Annotated in this window: 14 protein-coding genes; 3 read left to right on the top strand and 11 right to left on the bottom strand. The window is 64.1% G+C overall.

Features of this window, described 5'->3' with window-relative positions; translation table 11 throughout:
• The first annotated feature begins 66 nt into the window (after positions 1-66).
• Positions 67-579, top strand: coding sequence for a type II toxin-antitoxin system PemK/MazF family toxin (locus BN2475_RS28290; RefSeq protein ID WP_143325938.1), 513 nt, complete (start codon positions 67-69; stop codon positions 577-579).
• Between the two features lie 478 nt (positions 580-1,057).
• Here the strand turns inward: BN2475_RS28290 and BN2475_RS28285 are convergent, their stop codons facing one another.
• The 3 genes from BN2475_RS28285 to BN2475_RS28275 are packed head-to-tail and all read right to left on the bottom strand — an operon-like array spanning position 1,058 to position 7,046.
• Entirely contained in the window at positions 1,058-2,572 is a 1,515-nt protein-coding gene (locus BN2475_RS28285) for an efflux transporter outer membrane subunit (RefSeq protein WP_094782748.1), read from the bottom strand.
• A 1-nt stretch (position 2,573) separates the two neighbouring features.
• Positions 2,574-5,795, bottom strand: a complete 3,222-nt coding sequence (locus tag BN2475_RS28280; protein ID WP_094782747.1) for an efflux RND transporter permease subunit — start codon at positions 5,793-5,795, stop codon at positions 2,574-2,576.
• 18 nt (positions 5,796-5,813) lie between these two features.
• Positions 5,814-7,046 (bottom strand): efflux RND transporter periplasmic adaptor subunit, encoded by a 1,233-nt coding sequence (locus BN2475_RS28275; protein ID WP_094782746.1) that lies wholly within the window; start codon positions 7,044-7,046, stop codon positions 5,814-5,816.
• Positions 7,047-7,477: 431 nt separating this feature from the next.
• Here BN2475_RS28275 and BN2475_RS28270 point away from each other — a divergent pair, with 431 nt between their 5' ends.
• Positions 7,478-8,119: a TetR family transcriptional regulator gene (locus BN2475_RS28270; protein ID WP_094782745.1), complete on the top strand. Its 642-nt coding sequence runs from the start codon at positions 7,478-7,480 to the stop codon at positions 8,117-8,119.
• Positions 8,120-8,329: 210 nt separating this feature from the next.
• Here BN2475_RS28270 and BN2475_RS28265 read toward each other — a convergent pair whose 3' ends face one another.
• Positions 8,330-8,962: a cysteine hydrolase family protein gene (locus BN2475_RS28265; RefSeq protein ID WP_094782758.1), complete on the bottom strand. Its 633-nt coding sequence runs from the start codon at positions 8,960-8,962 to the stop codon at positions 8,330-8,332.
• Between the two features lie 173 nt (positions 8,963-9,135).
• On the opposite strand from BN2475_RS28265, the gene BN2475_RS28260 reads away from it, so the two are divergent.
• Positions 9,136-10,131 carry a helix-turn-helix domain-containing protein gene (locus BN2475_RS28260; protein ID WP_094782744.1) on the top strand — a complete coding sequence of 332 codons (996 nt, stop codon included), beginning with the start codon at positions 9,136-9,138 and terminating at the stop codon, positions 10,129-10,131.
• Between the two features lie 222 nt (positions 10,132-10,353).
• On the opposite strand, the gene BN2475_RS28255 is transcribed toward BN2475_RS28260, so the two are convergent.
• The 7 genes from BN2475_RS28255 to BN2475_RS35110 all read right to left on the bottom strand — a co-directional run.
• A complete protein-coding gene (locus BN2475_RS28255; protein WP_094782743.1) occupies positions 10,354-11,115 on the bottom strand; it encodes an SRPBCC family protein in 762 nt (253 codons plus the stop codon).
• A gap of 33 nt (positions 11,116-11,148) precedes the next feature.
• Positions 11,149-11,541: a DUF427 domain-containing protein gene (locus BN2475_RS28250; protein ID WP_094782742.1), complete on the bottom strand. Its 393-nt coding sequence runs from the start codon at positions 11,539-11,541 to the stop codon at positions 11,149-11,151.
• Between the two features lie 164 nt (positions 11,542-11,705).
• On the bottom strand, positions 11,706-12,206 hold the full coding sequence (locus tag BN2475_RS28245; RefSeq protein ID WP_094782757.1) for a hypothetical protein: 501 nt from the start codon (positions 12,204-12,206) through the stop codon (positions 11,706-11,708).
• A gap of 302 nt (positions 12,207-12,508) precedes the next feature.
• Entirely contained in the window at positions 12,509-14,035 is a 1,527-nt protein-coding gene (locus tag BN2475_RS28240; protein WP_094782741.1) for a DegQ family serine endoprotease, read from the bottom strand.
• Positions 14,036-14,192: 157 nt separating this feature from the next.
• The gene (locus tag BN2475_RS28235) at positions 14,193-15,494 is read right to left on the bottom strand and encodes an ATP-binding protein (RefSeq protein WP_094782740.1); all 1,302 of its coding nucleotides are present in this window, start codon (positions 15,492-15,494) and stop codon (positions 14,193-14,195) included.
• Between the two features lie 4 nt (positions 15,495-15,498).
• Positions 15,499-16,161 (bottom strand): response regulator, encoded by a 663-nt coding sequence (locus BN2475_RS28230; protein WP_094782739.1) that lies wholly within the window; start codon positions 16,159-16,161, stop codon positions 15,499-15,501.
• Positions 16,136-16,515: hypothetical protein (locus tag BN2475_RS35110; RefSeq protein ID WP_218023731.1), on the bottom strand; the 380-nt coding region annotated here is incomplete at its 5' end. The genes BN2475_RS35110 and BN2475_RS28230, both read right to left, overlap by 26 nt.

Here is a 16,515-nt window from a genome sequence, read left to right as displayed (position 1 = left end):
TCCACTGGGGCTTTTGTTCTGCATGCGTGTACGCGTTCTCAAGTAGAACTCCTCCGACAAACAGGCGTGGCCGCAGCCTATTTCGGCCATCCGCACGGGGATAACTTGAAAGAGAACGCTACCGGGCTGAGCTTTCAGCCGAGACTACGAGCTGTTGTGACCTGCGACTACACGGGTTTCGTGGAGCCCGAAATGGTAAAGGTTCGGTCGGTTGTCGTTCTTTCAAAGAGCAAAACGAACGACCGGTTGATAACAGTGGTGCCCTTGTCTACTACGCCGCCGGATAAGGTTCTTCAGTGCCATCACAAGTTGAGTCGCAACCCACATCCAGATGAAAATCCGGAACTGGCGGTATGGGCCAAGTGCGATATGGTGTACACGGTGTCCTTGGCTCGAGTGAACTACTACAAAACAAAGCCCCGCAGAGGCGGCAGAGCAACTTATCACTCGACGCTGATGATTTCACCAGACGACTTTCTGGCAATCCAGAAGGGCGCGAGGTACGCACTTGGACTTAACGCGCTACCTGATACAACGGGTGAAGTTGTCGCTCAAAAGGCACAAGATGAGGTGACATGAATCTTGTGCTACACTCCGCACGTGCCTCGAAAGGGGTTCCTCCGAGACTTCTTCCGCTTCGGCGTCGAAGAAGCCAGTACGGCAATACGGCGATGACAAGCCTGCCGTTACTGCGAAAGGGCGCTTCGGCGCCCTTTGTCCTTTCTACGTTCTGTTTTTTGCTCTTGCCTAGTCATTCCGGTCCGCCCCATAGCACTGGAAGTGGCAAATCATCCGTCCGAGGGCTCGGGGTTTTGATCAATCGGCCCCTGTTTACCAACAGCTTTGTGGACGGACCCGACATGAAGAAGCCCCTGTAAGTCATTGACTGACAGGGGCCATTTCCAGAATCAAACCCCGCTTTTCAACAGATTAAGCGATAGGCTTGCGGCATGCCGTGGCGTTTTCTTTCCCCACCGCGTGAACCAGTTGCGCTGAATCGGCAACCGCCACCACGCAAGCGCTAGCGCTAGCGCAAAAAGTTAGGACTCTGAAGGACTCAGCCCGCGGTCGCCGCCGAAGCCGCCACCGGCGCACTTGCCGCACCATAGTCGACCGGCGCGTCAGCCGGACGCGGCTGCTCGCCCGTACGCTCGATCCAGCCGCCGCCGAGCGCCTGGTACAGCGTGACCAGGTTCTGCAGGCGCTCCATGCGTGCGGTAACCAGCGATTGCTGCGCCACGTACAGCGCGGTCTGCGCGGTCAGCACCGACAGATAGCTGTCGACACCGTTCGTATACCGCAGGTTCGCCAGATCCAGTCGACGTTGTTCGGCGAAGGTATCGCGCTCCAGTGCCTCGATCTGCTGATCGAAGGTGCCGCGCGCCGCCAGTCCATCCGCCACTTCGCGGAAGGCCGTCTGAATCGCTTTCTCATACGTGGCGATCTGGGCGTTCTTCTGAATGTTGGCGAGATTCAGGTTGGCGATGTTCTGTCCACCCTCGAAGATCGGCAACGTGATCGACGGCGCGAAACTCCATGCCGCCGAACCCGGCTTGAACAGACCGCCGAGCGACGGGCTCAGCGTACCGAAGCTGCCGGTCAGCGAGACTTTCGGGAAAAACGCCGCACGCGCCGCGCCGATATTCGCGTTGGCCGCCAGCAGATTCTCTTCGGCCTCCATGATGTCCGGACGACGCGTCAACAGATCGGACGGCAAACCAGCCGGAACGTCCGTCAGGAGATGCTGGTCGTCCAGCGTCAAGCCGGGCGGCAGATCGGCGGGCATCGGCTCGCCGAGCAGCAGCACCAACGCGTTGTCGGCCTGTGCCCGCAGACGTGCCTGCGACTGCAGGTTCGCCTTCGCCACCTCGACCACCGTTTGCGCCTGGCGCAGATCGAGTTCCGAGCCCGTACCGGTGTCGAACTGAACTTTGGTGATCCGATACGATTCGTCCGCGGTCTTCAGCGTGTTCTCCGTGACCTTCAGCAGGTCGTCCAGTTCGAGCACCGTCAGATACTGGTTCGCCACCTGCGAGACCAGCGCGATTTCCGCCGCCTTGCGCGCCTGGGCGGTGCCCAGGTAGGTCGCCAGCGCCTGGTCCTTCAGGCTCTGAATCCGTCCGAAGAAGTCGATTTCCCACGACGCGTTCAGGCCGACCGAGTACGAGTTGGAAATCGTCTGGCCGGTGAACGTCAGATCTTTCGGCGTACGCGATTTGCTTTGCGAAGCCGCGGCGTCGAGCGTCGGGAACAGGCCGGCGCGAACGATCCGATACTGCGCCGCCGAGGCCTGCATGTTCAGCACCGACACGCGCAGATCGCGGTTGTTCTTCAGCGCGATTTCGATCAGCCGTTGCATGCGCGGATCGACGAAGAATTCACGCCAGCCGATGTCGGCAGCGGCCTGGCCGTTCGCGCTACGCCCGCCGGGCGCGCCGGGCTGCGTGTCGTACACACCGCCCGTCGGGAAGGTCGCCGTCACGGGCGCATCCGGGCGCTGATACCGCGGCGCCATCGTGCAGCCCGCGGCGAGCAACGCGACCGCCACTGCAATCAGGGAATGTTTTTGCATCTCAGTGTCCGTCCTTGCCCGAGCCTTTATCGTCCGACCCGCCAGCCGCCCCGCCACCTTGCGGATCATGCGGATGGTGCTGGTTGTAATGCGCGAGTGCCTCATCCGGGTCTTCCTTCTCTCCGCCGAACTTCGCGCGGATCACGACGAAGAACATCGGGATCATGAAAATGGCGAGGAAGGTTGCCGTCAACATCCCGCCGATCACACCGGTACCGATCGCGTGCTGGCTGGCCGAGCCCGCGCCATTGCTGATCGCGAGCGGCAGCACACCGAGAATGAACGCGAGCGAGGTCATCAGGATCGGGCGCAACCGCAGACGCGCCGCTTCCAGCGCGGCCTCGATCGGCCCCATCCCTTCGCTTTGCTGCAGTTCGCGGGCGAACTCGACGATCAGAATCGCGTTCTTCGCCGACAGGCCGACCGTGGTCAACAGCCCCACCTGGAAGAACACGTCGTTCTCGAGCCCGCGCAGCGTCGCGGCCAGCAGTGCGCCGATCACGCCGAGCGGCACCACCATGATCACCGAGAACGGGATCGACCAGCTTTCATACAGTGCCGCGAGACACAGGAACACGACGAGGATCGAGATGCCGTACAGAATCGGCGCCTGCGAACCGGACTGGCGCTCCTGCAACGACAGGCCCGTCCATTCGTAGCCGATGCCCGCCGGCAACTTCGCCACGATGGCTTCCATGGCCGTCATCGCCTGACCGGTCGACTTGCCCGGTGCCGCTGCGCCCTGGATTTCCATCGACGAGATACCGTTGTAGCGTTCGAGCTTCGGCGAACCGAACGCCCACTCGGTGTTCGCGAACGCCGAGAACGGCACCATCGCGCCCGCGCTGTTGCGCACGAACCAGCCGTTCACGTCTTCCGGTTTCATGCGGAAAGGCGCATCGGCCTGCAGAAACACCTTCTTGATCCGGCCGTCGATATCGAGGAAGTTGTTCACGTATTGCGACGCCCACGCGATCGAGAACGTCTGGTCGATCGTGGCCAGCGAGACGCCAAGCGCCGAAGCCTTCTCGTGGTCGATGCTCACCCTGAACTGCGGCGTATCGTTCAGGCCGTTCGGACGCACCTGAGCCAGCGTCGGATCTTTCGCCGCAAGGCCCAGCAGCATGTTGCGCGCTTCCATCAGCTTGCTGTGACCGATACCCCCACGATCCTGCAACTGGAAGTCGAAGCCCGCGGCCGTGCCGAGTTCAGGAATCGACGGCGGATTGACCGGATACACCACTGCGTTCTTGTAGGTGCTGAAGTGCATGAACAGACGGCCCACCAGCGCCTGCACCTTCTGGTCCGCATGCTGGCGCTGCGCATAGTCCTTCATCCGCACGAACACGAGACCCGCGTTCTGGCCACGGCCGGCGAAGCTGAAGCCGTTCACCGTGAAGGTCGATTCGACGATCGACTTCTCCTCGTTGAGCAGATAGTCGGACACGTCCTTCAGCGCCCGCGCCGTGGTTTCCTGGGTCGAACCCGAGGGCGTTTGCACCAGCACGAACATCGTGCCCTGGTCCTCGTCGGGCAGGAACGACTTCGGCAACCTGACGAACAGCAGGCCGACCGCGAAGATCACCACCATGTAGATGATCAGCCAACGGCCCGAGCGCTTGATCACGTGGTGCACGCCCGAGTGATACTTGTCGCGGCTGCGGTTGAACGTGCGGTTGAACCAGCCGAAGAAACCGGTGGCTCTTTCCTGGTGACCCTTTTCGATCGGCTTGAGAATCGTCGCGCACAGCGCCGGCGTCAGAATCAACGCGACCAGCACGGACAGCACCATCGCCGCCACGATCGTCAGCGAGAACTGCCGGTAAATAGCGCCGACCGAACCGCCCGAGAACGCCACCGGCACGAACACCGCCGACAGCACGAGCGCCACGCCGACCAGCGCGCCGGTAATCTGGTCCATCGCCTTGCGGGTCGCCTCGCGAGGCGATAAGCCCTCTTCCTGCATCACCCGCTCGACGTTTTCCACCACCACGATCGCATCGTCCACCAACAGGCCGATCGCCAGCACGAGCCCGAACATCGACAGCGTGTTGATCGAGAAGCCTACGATGCCCATGATCGCGAACGTACCCAGCAGCACCACCGGCACGGCGATCGTCGGGATCAGCGTGGCGCGCAGGTTCTGCAGGAACAGGTACATGACCAGGAACACCAGCACGATACCTTCGAGCAGCGTCTTGACCACTTCTTCGATCGACAGGCGCACGAACGGCGTGGTGTCGTACGGATACTGCACCACGAGGCCGTGCGGGAAGTACTTCGACAGTTCGGTGATCTTCGCGCGCACCGCCTTCGCGGTAGCGAGCGCGTTGGCGCCGGTGGCGAGCTGAACACCGAAGCCTGCCGTGGGCTGCCCGTTGTACTTGGTGTCGAAGTTGTAGTTTTCGCCACCCAGTTCGATGTGCGCCACGTCGCGCAGACGCACCTGCGAGCCGTCCGTATTCACCTTCAGCAGCACGTTGCCGAACTGTTCAGGCGTATTCAGCAGCGTGGCCTGGGTAATGGTGGCCTGCAGCACCTGGCCCGGCACCGACGGCGTGCCGCCGAGCGAGCCGCCCGCCACCTGCACGTTCTGCGCCGTCAACGCGGTTTGCACGTCGACTGGCGTGAGGCCGAAGTTGTTCAGCTTGTTCGCGTCGAGCCAGATCCGCATCGCGTACTGCGAGCCGAACAGCGTGACCGTACCCACGCCGTCGATCCGGCTGATCGGGTCCTGAATGTTCGACGCGACATAGTTCGCCAGGTCGTACTTGCTCATGCTGCCGTCTTCGGACACGAACGCCATCACCAGCAGGAAGCTGCTGCTCGACTTCGTGACCCTGGTGCCCTGCTGCTGCACGGCTGACGGCAGCAACGGCGTGGCGAGCTGCAGCTTGTTCTGCACCTGCACCTGCGCGATGTCAGGATTGGTGCCGGCGGCAAACGTCAGCGTGATGGTTGCCGTACCCGAGTCGTCCGATGTGGACGCCAGATACAGCAAGTGGTCGAGACCACTCATCTGCTGCTCGATCACCTGCGTGACGGTGTTTTCCACCGTCTTCGCCGACGCACCCGGGTACGTTGCGCTGATCTGCACGGCCGGCGGCGCGATCGTCGGATATTGCGCGATCGGCAATGTGAAGACCGACGCGATACCCGCGAGCATCAGAATGATGGCGATCACCCATGCAAAAATCGGGCGATCAATGAAGAACTTTGCCATGAAGCGGGCTCCCTGTTATTACGCGCCCGATGCAGCAGCGGCAGGTTGAGCCGTCTTCGCAGCACCGTTGGCGGCCGGCGCGCCTTGAGCGGCTGCGTCGGAAGCGGCGGTAGTGGGAAGTTGTGCGGCAACGGGCTTGACCGGCTGGCCGGGGCGCGCCTTGTCGGTACCCTGGACGATCACGCGATCGCCGGGCTTCACGCCGCTTGCGACCACCCAGTACGTGCCGAACGTGCCCGTGGTGACGATCTGACGCAATTCGACCTTGTTGTCGGCGCCAACCACCAGCGTGGTCGGCTGGCCTTTCTGGTCATGCGTGACGCCGACTTGCGGCACGATGAGCGCGTTCTGGTTGACGCCTTCCTCGATCTTCGCGCGCACGAACATGCCCGGCAGCAGCACCTTGTCGGCGTTCTTGAAGATCGCGCGAACCGTGACCGAGCCCGTGCCCTGGTCGACTGTCACGTCGGTGAACTGCAGCTTGCCTTTCTCCGGATAGACGCGGCCGTCTTCGAGAATCAGCGACACCTGCGCGGCGCCCGGGCCGGTCGTCTTCAGCCGGCCTTCCTGCATGTCGCGGCGCAGCTTCAGACCGTCGAGGCTCGATTGCGTCAGGTCCACATAGGCCGGATCAAGTTGCTGGACGGTCGCCATCAGCGTGGCGGCGCTCGCCTGCACGAATGCGCCCGGCGTAACCTGCGATACACCGATCTGGCCGGTCACCGGCGAGGTGACGTCGGTGTAGCCGAGGTTGATCTGCGCCGTGTCGACCGCCGCCTTGCCCGCGGCGACGTCGGCGGCGGCCTGGCCTTGCGCGGCGACCGCATTGTCGTAGTCCTGCTTGCTGACCGCGTTCGCGGCGACCAGCACCTTGTAGCGGTTAGCCTGCGCGGTGGTCGATACGAGGTTGGCCTGCGCCTTCGCCAGCGATGCCTTGGCGTTGTTCAAGGTGGCGATATACGGCGCCGGATCGATCTTGTACAGACGCTGGCCGGCCTTCACCTGACTGCCTTCCGTGAACTCGCGGCGCAACACGATGCCGTCGACCCGAGCGCGCACTTGCGCGACGAGGAAGGCGCTGGTGCGGCCAGGCAGTTCGGTGACGACCGGCACGGTCGTCGGCTGGAGGGTGACGACGCCGACTTCGGGCGCCTGTGGCGGCGGGGCAGATTGTTTTGGTCCGCACGCTGCCAGCAATACGGCAGCCGTCGCGGCACTGATTAAGCGGAATGGAACCCGTTCGACGCGCATGGAGCGACCTCTGTCAAAGACTGAGAATGAAAAAGTGCGCGCATCCCTACCCCGGGGGACGACAGCGCACACATGCGTCTTGCGACGCTTGACCGGGAGCCCATGGAATTGCCAATCACACCTGCAGGGCATCGTGCTGGGAAATGCGCCATACCGGGGAATGCCGCACGGCGCCACCCACTGGGGCAAGGCGCAAGAGCGTTTGAAAGCGATAGTGACGGATATTAACCGGTCGTCACAGCTTGGGCTATCCGATCGTGGGGTGCTATTATATATACATTCACGAATGCATGTAAAAGTGCATTTGCATCTCGTGTGGGCCAGGGGCCGCAAGATCGCTCACAAAAAACGCTCAACCGTAGATGGATTCTCATCGGGCTGACTTAAAACTGCCCGGGAAAACCCCCACAGTTCAGACAAGTCATAACAATATGGTCCGAAGAACCAAAGAAGAGGCGCTGGAGACGCGCACACGCATTCTCGATGCTGCCGAACGCGTCTTCTTCGAGAAAGGCGTATCGCGCACATCGCTCGCCGACATCGCGCAAGCGGCCGGCGTCACGCGCGGCGCGATTTACTGGCATTTCGCGCACAAAAGCGATCTGTTCACCGAAATGTTCGACCGCGTGCTGCTGCCGCTGGACGAACTCACGGCCGCATCGGTCGATCCCAACGAGCCCGATCCGCTCGGGCGCCTGATGGAAGTCTGCATCGTCTGTCTGCGCGACACCGCCAACGACCCGCACCGCCGGCGAGTGTTCGACATCCTGTTTCTGAAATGCGAGCTGGTCGAGGAAATGGGCCCGGTGATGGTCCGCTATCAGACCAACATGCGCGAGGGGCTGTCGAAAATCGAAGGCGGTCTGCGCAACGCGATCTCCAAAGGACAACTCCCCGCGGAGCTGGACACGAAGCTGGCCACCGCGATGGTGCATGCGTTTGTCAGCGGTTCGCTGCGTGACATGCTGTTCCTGCCCGATGCCACCAATTTCGGCGCCCATGCGCAACAGATGGTCGAAGGCATATTCGACGCGGTGCGCTCGAGCCCGGCGTTGCGCAAGAGGAATCCGTAGCGGCGAGCCGGCAGGCCGGCGGTTCAGTCGTCGCGCCGGCAATGGCTGGCGCAAAAGAACGGGCGGGTGCGTAACCCGCCCGTTTTTGTTGAATCGCGGCACTTGGGGGCGGCGGCTCGATCCCGCAACTCGAGTGAGCGGCTGCTCGATGCCGCGCTTCATTACCGGTCCGCTACAACTCACCCGCTTTAAGCGCGCGTCAAGCGGGCTTTAAGCGACCTCCCGGCGAGCCCGCGCCGTCTGATTCGACGTATAGATGTTGCCGCGCTCCAACGGCGTGCCGTTTTTCACCGCCGCGATCCAGTCGTCCGTACTCGCCACCGCCGCGAAGCGCGATTGCAGCACCACGCTGAAAACCCGGTGGATGTCCTGCGCGCTCGCGAACCCCGCACTGTTCTCGTACGGCACCGAGCCGGTCGCGTCGTGCAGGAATTCGACCGCCAGGCCGGCGTGAACCGCGTGGTTGATGGTCGACGCATCGCAGTTGTGGGTCATGTAGCCGGTTACCGTCAGCGTGTCGATGCGTTGCGCGGCGAGCCAGTCGGCCAGATCGGTGCCCGCGAACGCGCTGGGCAGGGATTTCTCCACGTAGTGATCGTGAGCGCGCGAGCCCACCACGGGATGCAGCTCCGCCGCGGCGCTGCCCCGCGCGAACAGCGGCGAGGTGGCCGGCGCGAAGTTCTGCACGACCACCACCGGCACGCCGGCGGCCCGCGCCGCATCCATCGCGCGGCCGATGTTGGCGAGCGAGGTCTGTACGTCCGGGAATTCGATCGGCAGATCGCCGGTCACGTATTCGTTCTGCACGTCGATGACGATTAGCGCACGGCGCGGCGTGGTCATGGCAAAGCTCCTGTCGGGTGAAGGAATGAAGGCTTGCGCGGCGCGGGCCGCCGTGAACATGGGCGGGCGCAGCGGCAGTGGCTGCATTGTTCGCCCGCCGCCGCTTTCACGATAGCGGCCCAAATGACAAGATTCGCTAGAATCGGGCCATCGTTGCTTTCGCGAGGTGGCCGATGGCTACGCCTGCTTGTTCCGGTGCGGCGCGCGACGACGCGCCCCGCCACATCGTCGCCGTGGTCGCGTTCGACCGCATCAGTCCATTCCATCTGTCGGTGCCGTGCGTGGTATTCGGCGAGGATCGCCGCAGCGGCGGTGTGCCGGTTTTCGACTTTCGCGTCTGTGCCGCCGAGACGGGCCCACTGACCACCACCGCCGGCTTTTCGATCGCCGTCACGCACGGACTCGAAGCGCTCGCCGACGCCCACACGATCATCGTGCCGAGCTGGCGCGACCCGGACGAGACGCCGCCCGCCGCGCTGCTCGCCGCATTGCGCGCGGCCCACGCGCGCCGCACGCAACTGGTCGGACTGTGCCTGGGGGCGTTCGTGCTGGCCGCCGCAGGCATCCTCGACGATCGCCTGGCTTCTACCCACTGGGCGTGGGCCGACGATTTCGCGCGCCGCTATCCGCGCGTGCGGCTCGACCCGGACGTGCTCTATGTCGACGCTGGCAACGTGCTGACCTCGGCCGGCACCGCCGCCGGGCTCGATTGCTGCCTGCACCTGCTGCGCAACCTGTGCGGCGCGCAGGTGGCTAACCATGTGGCGCGCAGGCTGGTGGTATCGCCGCACCGGCAAGGCGGTCAGGCGCAATTCGTTGAGCAGCCGATGCCGCCGAACCTGCGGGGCGACCGACTGTCAGGCCTGTTGGACTGGGTGAGCGGCAACCTGGATCTGCCGCATACGCTCGACACGCTCGCCACGCGCGCCCTGATGAGCCGCCGCACCTTCACGCGACGCTTCCGGCTCGCCACCGGCACGACGGTCCACGCGTGGTTGCTGGCCCAGCGGCTCGCTCGCGCGCAGCAGTTGCTGGAAAGCAGCGATGAATCGGTGGAAGCCATCGCGGGGATTGCGGGTTTCGGCTCGGCCGCGTCGCTGCGGCAACATTTCGCGGACGCGTTCCGCACGTCGCCATCCGCGTGGCGGCGGGAGTTTCGAGGCACGTGAACGCAGCGGAGAGCGCCGCTGAGAGCCCGCCGGCGGCTGAACGCTTGCGGCGGCGCGCGAGGATGCGCAAAAGAGTCAATGCGGCGCGGGCGGCGCGGTCCGGCAACGGTCGCGCATCGGCGCCGCGTAACCCACAGCGTTTCGTAGCGTTGCACCGAAATTTCGTAGTCGCGCCGACGCGACAACCGCGCGTGCCGTCACGGTCGCACACGCATCGATCCGTCAATGCTCGCTAAGCCAGCGCGCAAGGTACAGCAACAGCGCGACCAGAAAGATCATCCCCGCCCAAGCCCAATTGGGCACGACGTGCGGGTTCGGCTGCTGATGCGAAACTCCATGCGAAAAACCCTGCGAGGCACCATGCGATGCACTTGCCGTCCGCCTCGTCAGCACGTTGCCGTGATCCATGCGCGTGCGCCGCGCGATGCCACCGAGTGAGATAGGCCGCAGGAACACGTGCTGGCGACGCGCCGCGGAACCGCGTGCGCGATTCGGACCCTGGCCATGCTTGGCCCGCACGACCGCGTCGAATTCGGTGAAGAAGTCGTCGGCCAGTTGGCACAGCGCGTTTTCGAGCTGACGGGTCGGCAACTCGGCGAGCGGACCGGACGAAGTCGCCCAGATCGTGTAGTCGATCCGCGTGCCGCGCTCCTTGCCGCTGCCATACACGCCCTCGTCCGCGCGCAAGCGTACTTCGATCTGGCCGCGCAACGCGCCGACGCCTTCGGCGCGCGCCTTGAAGTTGATGGTGCGGCGCTGCGCGTCCGCCGGTCCGGAATCCTGGCCGGCCACGTGGGCGCGCGCTTCATAACGCGCGCGTAACGGACCGAGCGGCACGGTCATGGTCAGTGCATATTCGCCATGCGCGAGGCGCGTGAACGATTCACAATTGTCGAGGCTGGCACGCAAGATCGCGAGGTCTTGCAACGCGTCCCATACATCGGACAGCGCAAGCGGAATCCGTAACGCGTCGTTCAGTTCCATGGCAGCCTCCCCGATGAACGCGCGACAGCGGGATCAGGACGTCTGATCAATGCGGTCGACGCGTGATGCGTAAAACGCGAGATACCCTTTGATCTGTACGACCTGCTCGAACGGTGTCTCATAGCTCCAGGCGGCGTTTTCGATCAGGCCGTCTTCGGTGCGCAAGTGGAAGTATGAAGCCTCGCCCTTGAACGGGCAGTGCGAAGTGTGCGTAGAGCGTTCGAGCCGCGCCATGTTCACGTGCTCCCGCGGGAAATAGAACACGTCCGGCAGACCGGTTTCCGTGAGGGTAAGCCCCGCTTGCGTATCGGCCATGGTCACGCCGCCGTGGATCACGCGCACCCGATGACTGTTGCCGGTGATCGCGATGGTGGGACCGCCCGTGCTCGCGCCGGGGCTGCCGTGAGGTGTCAAGGCATCGCTCATGTCTCGGCTCCTTGATGGTGTGCGGTCGGACAAACAGGCAAGGCGCGGGCGTGACCGTTTCTTCATTATCGGCCAAACTCCAGCCGATTGCGCGTCCTTCCTGCGAGAGGTCCGGCGGTGCGCCGCAACGCTGGTCCATCAAGCCCAAACCGGTCCTCTTACGCCTACTTCATGTTCCAGTAAAACGCGGATTTGGCGGTGCCCGTCGCCGGGACCGTCACCGATCTGGTCTGCTCCTCGTCCTTATAACGCGCATGTACGGTGTACTGACCGGGGTGCACCCTGACCAGCATGTATGGTCCGCGCGACGCGGTGTTCAACACTTCGGCGTTGTGCGCATCGACCAGTCGCACCTGAACGTCGGCGAGAAACTCGGCGCTGGGGCCCGTAAAGCGCAGCGACAGCGGCCACTGGCTCTGCGCCTGTTGCAGCGCCTTTGATTCGTCGAGACCGACGCCGCCCGACACGTACGAAACGTCCCCGTGTTGCTGGATTTGCGGCATGCCGCCGCCGTTGGTGTTGCCTGCGCTAGTGTTATCGGTAGTTGTGCCGCCCACCACCTCGCTTGCCTGCTGCTGCGCATGCGCGCCGCCTGCCAGACCGAGCGTGAGGGCTGTGCATGCCGCAACTGCTGCGAACCTTCGCTGATTGCGTTGGGTTTTCATCATTCGCTCCCTTTGAGGTCCTTGTCGTCCGTATCCCGCGATGGGTCCGGGAGTTAATGAATGCAGCTGCAATGCGCGTGCCAACTGCTCGGCCATGGCGGCTGGGAGGCGCCGCCACATCGCGCCGCGTGGTGCGCGGCCCTTCGTCAACGGCTTTTGATGAGGCGAAAAAAAACCGGTCCTTTTGCAGTAAATGCAAAAGGACCGGCAATCGTTACTTCAACCACCGAACGGATCGGACGATCCGTCGGTCAAACTGTCGCCCGGATGATCGGTCCGGGCCTGCCGCTCATCAGCAGCGATCAGCCGAGGTCGACCGGCACGAAGATCTGCGCGTTGTCGCGCTGGATCAGCAACGCGATGCTGTTGCCGGCGCTGCTGATCATCTGCTTCAACTGGTCGACGCTCGTGACCGACCGGCCGTTGACCGCCAGAATCACGTCGCCCGGCTGAATGCCGGCGCTTGCGGCCGCACCGCCCGATTGCTGCACCAGCAGACCGTGCGACACCGACGCGCCGCTCTTCTCTTCCGGTGTCAAAGCCCGCACTGCCACGCCAAGACGACCCTGCAACTGGGTTGGCTGATCGGCCTTGTCCGACGCGACCTTCTTGTCCGAGAACGAGCCGATGGTCACCTTCAAGTCCTTGGTGGCCTTGTCGCGCCACACCTGCAGGGTGGCCGAGCTGCCCGGCGCGAGACCCGCGACCTGCGCCGGCAGAGCCGACGAGTCGGTGACCGGCTCGCCGTTCACTGACAGGATCACGTCGCCCGGCTGCAAACCGGCCTTGGCGGCCGGGCCGCCCGGATCGACCGAGCTGACCAGCGCGCCTTGCGGCTTTTGCATGCCGAACGAATTGGCCAGCGTCTGGTTCATACCCTGCACGGCAACGCCGAGACGGCCGCGGCTCACGTGACCCGTTTTGACGAGGTCGTCCTTGACCTTGATCGCTTCGTTGATCGGAATCGCAAACGAAAGCCCCTGGAACCCGCCAGTCTGCGAATAGATCATCGAGTTGATGCCGATCACTTCGCCTTGCAGGTTGAAGAGCGGGCCACCCGAATTGCCGGGGTTCACCGGCACGTCGGTCTGGATGAACGGCGTGTAGTTTTCGTTAGGCAGCGAGCGCGATTTCGCGCTGATGATGCCCGAAGTCACGGTGTTGTCGAAACCGTAGGGCGAACCGATCGCGACCACCCACTGGCCCACCTTGCTTTGGCGCGGATCGCCGATCTTCACCGTGGGCAGGTCCTTCGCGTCGATCTTCAGCACGGCGACGTCGGACTGCTTGTCGGCGCCGATCACCTTCGCCTTGAATTCGCGCTTGTCGGTGAGCTTCACGGTAACGACGTTCGCGCCATCGACCACGTGTGCATTGGTCAGGATATAACCGTCATTGCTGACGATGAACCCGGAGCCCAGGCTCGCGCTCGGCTGATCAGGCGCTTCGCCGCCGTCGCCACCGTCACCGCCGCCTTGCATGCCCGGCATACCGCCGAAGAAATGCTTGTAGAACTGATAGAACGGATCGCTCGGATCGATTGGCAACTGATTGCCGCCGGCGTTGCCGCGATTACCGCGCAGCGCGGCCTGCTTGACCACGTGCTTCGCGCTGATGTTGACGACGGCCGGGCCATACGTTTCGACCAGACCTGAGAAATCGGGGATGCCGGTTTTGGCGGCGGCCTCGGCAGGCATCATGGCGGCGGCTTGCGCCGGCGCGATGATCTGCGGTGCCGGCACGTCGCGGTGGCCCGCCACATAGCCCGCGGAGAGCGCCACGGCGACAGCTGCTGCAACAGCGCTGCGGGACAAGGTTTTCGCGTTCATCGTGAACTCCTGACTGGAGAAAGGGGGCTTTGGAATGTCGGGGAGCGTACGTCGCATCGCTTAAAGGAGTCTTAAGCAGCGCCAGATCGCGAGAACCTATGTTCGATGCGCGTTTCAGGCCTCGTTCAGACATGCTGACGAATCGTAAGGCCCGCCGTCAGAAGCGCACCGTGACCTGCAAGCCGCCCGCCGGCGATTCATCGAGCGACACGGCCGCATGGTGTTGCGTGGCGATCCGGCGCACGATCGCAAGCCCCAGCCCGCTGCCCGCCACGTCGGTGCACGCGCGATTCGCCCCGGCGCCGGCGCGATAGAAGCGATCGAACACGCGATCGCGCTCGGCCGGATCGATCCCCGGTCCGCTGTCGGCGATCCGCACCACCGGATGCCCGTCTTCGACACGCAGGCTGACGTCCGCGCGGCCACCCTGCGGGGTGTACTTGGTGGCGTTATCGACGAGGTTGTTGAACATCGCGCGCAGCGCATCGGCATCGCCGGTCACGGTGGCCGCTTCGCTCGCCTCGACGCCGAGATCGACGCCACGATTCAGCGCAAGCGGCGCGTAAGCCGCGACGCATTCCTGCAGCAATGCGCGCAGATCGATCGCGTCGGTGGCGCTGACGCCGTCCGGTTCCGAACGCGCGAGCGCCAGCAATTGCTCGGCCAGACGTGTGGCGCGCGTGACACCCGCTTGCAGATCCGCGAGCGCTTCACTGCGGGCGGTCTCGTCTTTCGCGCGGCCCACGAGTTGCGCCTGAATCTGCACGGCCGCAAGCGGCGTGCGCAATTCGTGCGCGGCATCGGCGACAAAGGCTTTCTGCGTATCGAGCGCCGTGGCGAGCCGCGCGAGCAGCCCGTTCAACGCGCGCACGAGCGGTTGCACTTCGAGCGGCAACCGCTGATCCGGCAAGGGCTCGAGCGCCTCCGGACGACGCGCGTCGAGTGCGCTCGTCACGCGCCGCAACGGTTTCAGCCCGCGTCCGACGATCACCCACACCGCGAGGCCCAGCAACGGCAGCAGCACGATCAATGGCCACAACGTGCGCAGCGCCACGTTGGCGGCCAGCCGGTTGCGCACCGAGAGCGGCTGCGCCAGCTGCACGACGTTATCGCCGACGATCGCGCCATACACGCGCCACTCGCCGCGCTCCGTGTGCTCGGTCGAAAAGCCGAGTTCGGCGCGCGGCGCAAGCGGCGCACGCGGACGCGAGTAGTACATGAGCATGCCGTTGCGGTTCCAGATCTGCAGCACGATGCCTTCGTCGCCGGTATCGCGCGAACCGAGCACTTGCGAGAACGGTTCCGACGGCAGCGCCGCGGCGATCTGCTCCAGCTGGTAATCGAACAGTTCGTTGGCTTCGGCGAGCGCCTGCCGGTAGATCAGCCAACCCGCAATGCCGACGCCGAGCAACACCAGCGCCAGCAGCCAGACCAGCAGTTGACGGCGAATCGAGCGCATCGGCTCAGGCTTCCTTCGCGATCATGTAGCCGAGCCCGCGCACGTTGCGGATCAGCTCCGCGCCGAGCTTCTTGCGCAGCGCGTGAATGTAGACCTCGACCGTATTGCTGCCGATCTCCTCGCCCCAGCCGTACATTTTTTCTTCGAGCTGACTCTTCGACAGCACCGCGCCGGGCCGCGCGAGCAGCGCTTCGAGCAGCGCGAATTCACGCGCCGACAACGCGACCAGCGCGCCGTCGAGAGTGACCTGATGCGACGCCGGATCGAGCGTCAGGTTGCCGTGGCGGATCGTCGAATCGCTGCGGCCGGATTGACGCCGGATCAGCGCGCGCATGCGGGCGCCGAGCTCGTCGAGGTCGAAAGGCTTGACGAGGTAGTCGTCGGCGCCGGCGTCGAGGCCCTTGACGCGGTCGGCCACCGCGTCGCGTGCGGTGAGAATCAGCACCGGCAGCGAGTGGCCGCGCGTGCGCAGCGTACGCAACACGTCGAGACCGTCGCGTTTGGGCAGCCCGAGATCGAGCAGCACCATGTCGTAAAGCTGGTCGCTCGCCGCACGCAGCGCCGCCTCGCCGTCTTCCACCCAGTCGACCGCGAAGCCTTCGCCGCGCAGCGCCTTGCGCACGCCTTCGGCGATCATCCGGTCATCTTCGACTAGCAAGATGCGCATGGTTATACGTTCCGAAACGTTTGATGATGCCGCATTCTAGCTCCCGTCCCCGGCATGCGCGCCGCACGACGCTTTTTTCACCGCAGCCTGGCGGCATGTCACTACAATGGTCGCTTTGCGTCGCGCGGCGCGAATCCGGCCGTGAGCGTCGTCCATCCAGGCTGGCTGCGTCCATTGCGCCCAGCATGTGCGCGAATGGCCAATGCCACGCGCGTGCAACGCCACCATCGAGTGGACGTGCCGCCCGACGCAAGGATGCCGTCTGCATTGCCGCGTGCTCCACGCCCTGAAAATTTTGCTTGTTCGCCCGTTCATGACGCACGCTTTTCTGTCTTTTGTCGCACGCCGCGTGGC

Source organism: Paraburkholderia ribeironis (genome assembly GCF_900019265.1).
Taxonomy (GTDB): Bacteria; Pseudomonadota; Gammaproteobacteria; order Burkholderiales; family Burkholderiaceae; genus Paraburkholderia; species Paraburkholderia ribeironis.
The sequence above is the reverse complement of the archived record's forward strand: the minus strand, read 5'-3'. Positions and strand labels throughout refer to the sequence as shown.